4 protein-coding genes are annotated in these 6,309 nt (G+C 64.2%); 1 reads left to right on the top strand and 3 read right to left on the bottom strand.

Annotated features, from left to right (window positions below; translation table 11 throughout):
* Together FJY88_10880 and FJY88_10875 are read right to left on the bottom strand one after the other, a co-directional pair.
* The coding region (locus FJY88_10880) for a hypothetical protein (protein MBM3287837.1) at positions 1 to 728 on the bottom strand (728 nt) is incomplete at its 3' end.
* Between the two features lie 258 nt (positions 729 to 986).
* Positions 987 to 2,033, bottom strand: coding sequence for a M42 family metallopeptidase (locus FJY88_10875; GenBank protein MBM3287836.1), 1,047 nt, complete (start codon positions 2,031 to 2,033; stop codon positions 987 to 989).
* A gap of 332 nt (positions 2,034 to 2,365) precedes the next feature.
* On the opposite strand from FJY88_10875, the gene FJY88_10870 reads away from it, so the two are divergent.
* Complete coding sequence (locus tag FJY88_10870; protein MBM3287835.1) at positions 2,366 to 4,489, top strand: hypothetical protein; 2,124 nt, start codon at positions 2,366 to 2,368, stop codon at positions 4,487 to 4,489.
* Between the two features lie 75 nt (positions 4,490 to 4,564).
* Here the strand turns inward: FJY88_10870 and FJY88_10865 are convergent.
* A partial coding sequence (locus FJY88_10865) for a T9SS type A sorting domain-containing protein (protein MBM3287834.1) occupies positions 4,565 to 6,309 on the bottom strand: 1,745 nt, incomplete at its 5' end.

Genomic DNA, 6,309 nt, shown 5'->3' with positions numbered 1-6,309 from the left:
TCCCCGTAGGATCGCAGATCGTCGATCGTGGCCCGGACGGTGAGCTTCCGGACCTCCTTGCCCTCCGGCAGATCCATGTTCCGCATGCGCGCCATGATCTTCACGGACCGGCCGGCCGGCAACCCCCTCAGGATCTCGCCGTAGTCCATCAGAACCTCGATCAGCTCCTGCTTGGCGCTCTCGTACTTCTTGAGCTGCCGTTCCTTGAGCTCCTTGTCATCCATGACCTCGAAGTCGCCGCCCTTCTCTTTGAGCAGCTTCTTCCACTTCTTGTCGCCTTTCCCCAGGACAATGACGTCCTCGCCATCGATGTAGACGCCCTCGTCATCGATGTCGATCTCCGTCTCTCCCCCCTTGCCCTTGATCTTGCGGATGATGACTTTGCCTTCCTTCCCCAATCCATGAGGCAATCCGCTAAAGAAGGCGCCGAGACCGTGGCCGTCCCAGCCCGGCCCGGTCAGCGACGCGCTGAAGACGAAGAGGGCGCCGTATTCGTCGTCCTCGAACCCCTCGGTCACATCGCTGCCCGAAACGAGGAAGTTGGGGCTGTCCACGAGCATGGTGTTGATCGCCTTCTCCATCACGCCGATCTGCCGCTCCAGCTTCGTGGGCCGGTCGCCGGCGATGGCAGGATCGGGGCTCGCGGGGAAGATCGCCCCTAGGAGGAGGCCGAGGATCGAAAGGCGGATGCTCCGCCTGGTGAACGTTGATGGGCGGTTGGTACGCATGGCCGGGCTCCTTTCCGTCCGTGTCCGTGGATGCAGACGGCTCGGAGCCCGCCAGCGTTCAGGGGAATCTGGGCTGATCCGACGGGATCGGCTCGCGGGCACACCCTCCCCGAGACCCGAGACCCCTCGTCGGCATAGAGACCCCGAGGGTTCCCTTCGCCCCGCTATGTTCGCGTTCGCGGCGCGGGGCTTCGGGAACCGCTCGGGGTCTCCGGATCGTGGCGGAGGCCCCAAGGGCTTCCCCCAGCCTCATTCGTCTCAGAACTCCGGCCTGCACTCCTGGGCGCGTTCCAGGAAGCAGACCAGGAGCTTCACGGTCGCCTCCAGGTCCGCCTTGTGGATCATCTCGTTCGGGGAGTGGACGTAACGAGTCGGGACGGAGAGGGTGCAGACCGGTCCCCGGCCAAAGAGCTGCATCCCCATCGCATCCGTTCCCCCGAACGGCAGAATCTCCATCTGGTGCTTGATCTTGTTCTTCTCCGCGAGGCGCTTCATGAACTGGACGATCCCGTGGTTCGAGATGCTCGCGCTGTCATTGATCTTGATCGCGACTCCCGCGCCAAGGGCGCTCACCTGCTGGTGCTCCGCGACTCCCGGAGTGTCGAACGCCCCCGTCACGTCGATCGCGACGCCGAGATCGGGATCGATCTCCTTCGCGGCCCCGCGCGCGCCGCGCACGCCGACCTCCTCCTGCGCGCTCCCCACGCAATAGACCTCGGCCGCGTGCCTTTTGAGGCGCCTTGCCGCCTCCAGCACCGCGTAGCAGCCGACGCGGTTGTCGAACGCCTTGGAGATGTAGCAATCGCCCTGCTCGATGAATCCGCGGTCGAGGACGACCGGATCCCCCACGCTGACGACTTTGCGCAGCGCCTTGTCGGCGAGACCCGTGTCGATGAAGAAGTTCTTGATCTCCGCCGACTTCAGCAGCTCCTCGGGCTGTCCCAGAAACGCCGGCGACGCCTCAACGATTCCCGTGATCTCCTCCCTGCCGAGGATGCGCACCCTCTGGGAGTAGAGGACTTTCGGCACATGCCCGCCTCGGGGGTTGAATCGAATGAACCCCTTCTTGTCGATGTGGCTGACGACGAAGCCGATCTCATCCATGTGCCCGGAGATCATGACCTTGAGGGCGCGCCGTCCCTTCGTCGTCGCCTTTCCCGGCCTCTTGATCCCGATCACGTTGCCGAAGCCGTCGACGCGGACCTCGTCGCAGCTCTTCCTCAGCTCGCGCTCCATCAGCACGATCATCGGCTGTTCACGACCCGAAATCGCCGGGGTCTCGCAGAGTTCCTTGAGCAGTTTCATTCCACCTTGGGCGGCCATCTCTCCTCCTTCAACGGTCTCATGGCGTTCACCGATCCCGCCGAGAGGACGCCGCTCGTCCTCGCGGATCGCGATCCCCGCCGCCGGTGAGTGTATCGCATCGAACTTGCCGTGTCTCTCCGCCAGAGGCGGAAGCGGCGCCTCGTCCCTCCCGCAAGTCGCCTCACCTCCGGCAAGCCGCCACCCCTCCAGCAAGTCGTCTCCAGCAAGTCGCGTCTCCAGCAAGTCGCTTGTCGATCTCGGGATCTCGGGAGTAGAATCGTCCTGCGCATGCGGCGGCGGACCTTGCCGATACGGTGCGCAGGAGGCGAAGCATGAGACGACTCCGGGCTTTGATCCTGCTGGCGCTGCTCTCCGCGCTCCTTCCTCCCCTCTCCCCCGCCGCCGGGGAGTCGGGCCTTCCTCCGGGCAGCCAGGCCGGCGGCCTCGCCGCGATCAATGAGGAAGGGCCGACGCGTCTCGCGCGCGATCGCCTGGCCGATCCCGTCTCCGTCGATCCGTCCCATCTCCGGCCCGGCTCGCGCGAGTGGTTGAAGTCGATCGAGGGGCGCCGCGCCGAGAGTCTCGCGCGGCTTGCGACGATGGAACGTACCGACAACTGCCCGCACGACTTCGACGTGCTGCACTATGCGATCGACCTCGAGATCGACTTCGCGACCTCCCGGATCGGGGGCTCGACTCTCGTGCGCTCGATGAGCGAGCTGGACGGATTGCAGCAGATCGTCCTCGACCTCGCGGCCCTCACGGTCGACTCCGTTCGGACATCGACCGGGCCCCTATCCTTCCTCCGACAGAATCCCTATCTCACCGTCTATCTCGAGCGCCCCTACGATGCCGGCGAGATCTTCGAGGTCGAGGTCTTCTACAGGGGAACCCCGACCAACGAAGGATCGGGCGGATTCGGCGGCTTCTACTTCAGCTCCACCAACGGGGGGATCGCCTATCAGATGGGAGTCGGGCTCTACGCCTATCCTCCCTCGATGGGCAAGTGCTGGTTCCCCTGCTGGGACTGGCCGTGCGACAAGGCGACGGCCGAGTTCCGCATCAAGGTGCCGGACGGCAAGAAGGCCGTCTGCAACGGCGTCCTGCTCCGCGAGGAACGCGACGAGGACTCTCGTTCGGTCACCTACACATGGTCCGAGACGCACCAGATCGCTCCCCATGTGATGATGGTGGCCGCATCCAACTACAGCGAGCTCGTAGACGCCACCTACGACTGGATCCACTACTGGGTCTATCCTAGCCAGGTCGGAAACGCGCCGACTCACTTCTCCAACGTCCACACCATGATGGACGCCTTCGTGTCCCGTTACGGCCCCTATCCCTTCGGCAAGTTCGGCTACGTTGCCGCGCCCAAGGGAGACATGGAGCACCAGACTTGCGTGACGCACCTTGCCATGCTGATCCAGCCGAACCACACGTACGACTGGCTCCTGGCCCACGAGCTCGCCCATCAGTGGTGGGGGGACTGCATCGCCATCAATGACTGGCGCGACATCTGGCTGAGCGAGGGATTCGCGACCTATGGCGAGGCGATCCACCGCGAATACGCCTACGGCCTGCAGGACTACCTCGCGTACATGCAGAGCAGCCTGATGCAGCCCGTGTTCAACAGCTCGGAGAACTTCCCCATCTACGATCCCGACTACATGTGGGGCACGACCGTCTATGAGAAAGGCGGGACCGTCCTTCACATGCTGCGCCACGTTGTCGGGGATGCGGCCTTCTTCGAGGCCCTCGCGCTCTATCGCGCTCTCTATGAGCATGGAAACGCCGTCACGACGCAGTTCCAGGCGGCCGTGGAGGCGGTTCACGGACAGAGCCTCGACTGGTTCTTCCAGGAGTGGATCCACGGCGTCGGTTGGCCCGTCTACCGCTACGCCTGGATCGGACAGCAATCCGGCGGCCATCGCCTTGTGCTGGCCATCGATCAGGTGCAGACGAACGGACCTGTCTTCACGATGCCCCTCGATGTCAAAGTCGCGACCGTCGCCGGGGACACGCTCCTCGTCCTGTGGGTGGACGAGGCTCACGAGGACTTCGACATACCGCTGGACGCGGCTCCCCTCGCCGTGATGCTGGATCCCGACAACTGGATTCTGAACCAGGCCCAGCAGGTCGATCCGCAGGCGATCGAGGATCCTGCCGCCTCCCGCCTGGCCGCGCCGCCTTTCCTCCGCGCCCGGCCGAACCCGTTCGTGGACAAGACAGAGATTCGCCTCTCGTCGCTCATGGACCGCTTAGTGCGCGTGGAGATCTTCGATCCTTCGGGAGCGCGCGTGCGCGTCTTGACCGCGGGGGACCTGGCGCCGGAGGATTCCGGGCTGACCTGGGATGGAAAGGACGACGCCGGACGCGAACTCCCGGCGGGACTCTACTTCGTGAGGGCCGTCACCACGGCCGGCGCGGCGACGGGGCGGATCGTCCTGGCGAGATAGAGCCGGCCTCCGGCGGGGCCGTCCCCTCGAAGCCGATAGGGCGGGGTCTTCACGATCAACCCCGCCCCTCGGGTCTCAGTGCGACAGAACGATCTTGCGCGTCACGGACCGACCGTGAGCCAAGAGTCTGCAGAGATAGACGCCGCTGGAGACCTCACGGCCGAGACCGTCCAGGCCATCCCATGTCACTGCGTGGGTTCGCGCATCGAGCGGACCATCCCAGAGACGCCGGATCTCCCGTCCCTGCAGGTCGTAGATCGCAAGGACTGTGGGGCCCGCCTCCGATAGCGTGAACGGAATCCGGGTCTCCCCTTCGAACGGATTGGGCGCGTTCGCCCCGATCCAGATCTCATCCGTTTCTCTCAGCGCATCGTTCGCAGCGACCACCTCGATCACCGTTAGGTCCAGCGTGAGCGAGCGCACCGTGAGGTTCGGATCATCGGAGTGGATCTCCAGGGTTCCGCGATAGTCTCCGGGCTCCATGCCGGTCGCGTTGAATGTGATGTCGCAGAGGTGACTCCCGCCTGGCGGGACGGCGCCGGACATCGGACTCTCACTGACCCACGGGATGTCCCCTCCGGCTTCGGCCAAGCTGAAGTGGAGCGTGTCGACGGTTCCGGTATTCCGGATCTCGAGGATCGAGGTCGTCTCGTCGTTCTGATCGAGCGTTATCGTGAATGAGAACATCGGATTGGTCATGATGTTCGGATAGCTCGACGGGGCGGAGACCGCCCTGATCTTGGCGAACCAGTTCCCGTACTTCGAGACCGGACCCCACGGGGAGTTCGGCGATCGGCGTATTCTCACGTAGAGATCCTGTGTCGTAGCCGGCGTGTAGCTCGTCCTCGACCGCAGGTTCTCGAAGGCATTGTGTCCGCCCGGCGTCGGCGACGCTACGTTGTCGTTCGAGGCGACGACCACGCTGAGAGCGTTCCGGATCTCGAGGTATGTGTCGGCGCCATCTCGCATCCCGAGCGTCTCGATCTGATACTGGACCCCGGCCAACCCCTCGAATCTTATCCAGTCCTCATCGCCCTGCGGCCACGTCGTGTGGTGGGTCGTGCGCCCCATCCCGATATCCTCGAACGAGTGGTAGCCGCCCGCCGTGGCGAAGCTGTCGTCGTTTTCGTAGGAGTCATCCCTGTAGAGGATTCCGTGGTTCAACTGCTCGATCTGGAGAAGCTCGGTCGTCTGCGGATTCGGGACGCTCGCGATCCAGATGTCGTGATAGTCCTCATAGGTCAGATCGCCCGAGAAGGGCGGCTGCGAGAGGTAGTCCCGCGTGAAGTCCCACGACTCCTGGAAGGTCCGATCCATCTGGTAGCCGGGCTCGTCGTCCACGCCGGGGGTGTTATCGGCGGTCATGTCACCGTCGACCTGGTCCCAAAGACAGGCGGTGATCGACACCTCGCACGAGGCCCCTGAGCCGCCCGTGTAAGTTTCAACGTCGTACGAGAAGCTGATGTGTCCGGTCGTCGAATCTCCGGTCGAGTTCATATAGACCTGTGGATGGACGTAGCCGGCCCAGTCCCGCGTCCCGCAGCTGAAGAAGGTCGGCCAGCCCTCGCCGAACGAGAGCCGCGGATCCTGCGCGCTGTCGTTCACGTAGTGGCTCCCGCCGGGATTGTCCGAGAATCCGCCGTAGGCGTACTGGACGAAGTGGCCGAACTCGTGAAGGAGGATCGTGTCGTCGTAGCCGTAATTGCCTCCCATATAGACGACCCCGCCGCTGTAGTAGGCCTGGTCCGGACTCACATCGAGCGTGAAGCGGATCCGGCAGCCCGTAGGCCTCGCCCCGCCCTCCATCGACGCGATGAAGT

It is taken from the genome of Candidatus Eisenbacteria bacterium, assembly GCA_016867495.1.
GTDB lineage: Bacteria > Eisenbacteria > RBG-16-71-46 > CAIMUX01 > VGJL01 > VGJL01.
The sequence above is the reverse complement of the archived record's forward strand: the minus strand, read 5'-3'. Positions and strand labels throughout refer to the sequence as shown.

What these genes read in the sequence shown, in the direction of transcription:
- FJY88_10875 (MBM3287836.1), bottom strand. Translation starts at nt 2,033, where the DNA reads ATGAAACTGCTCAAGGAACTCTGCGAGACCCCGGCGATTTCGGGTCGT.
- FJY88_10870 (MBM3287835.1), top strand. Translation starts at nt 2,366, where the DNA reads ATGAGACGACTCCGGGCTTTGATCCTGCTGGCGCTGCTCTCCGCGCTC.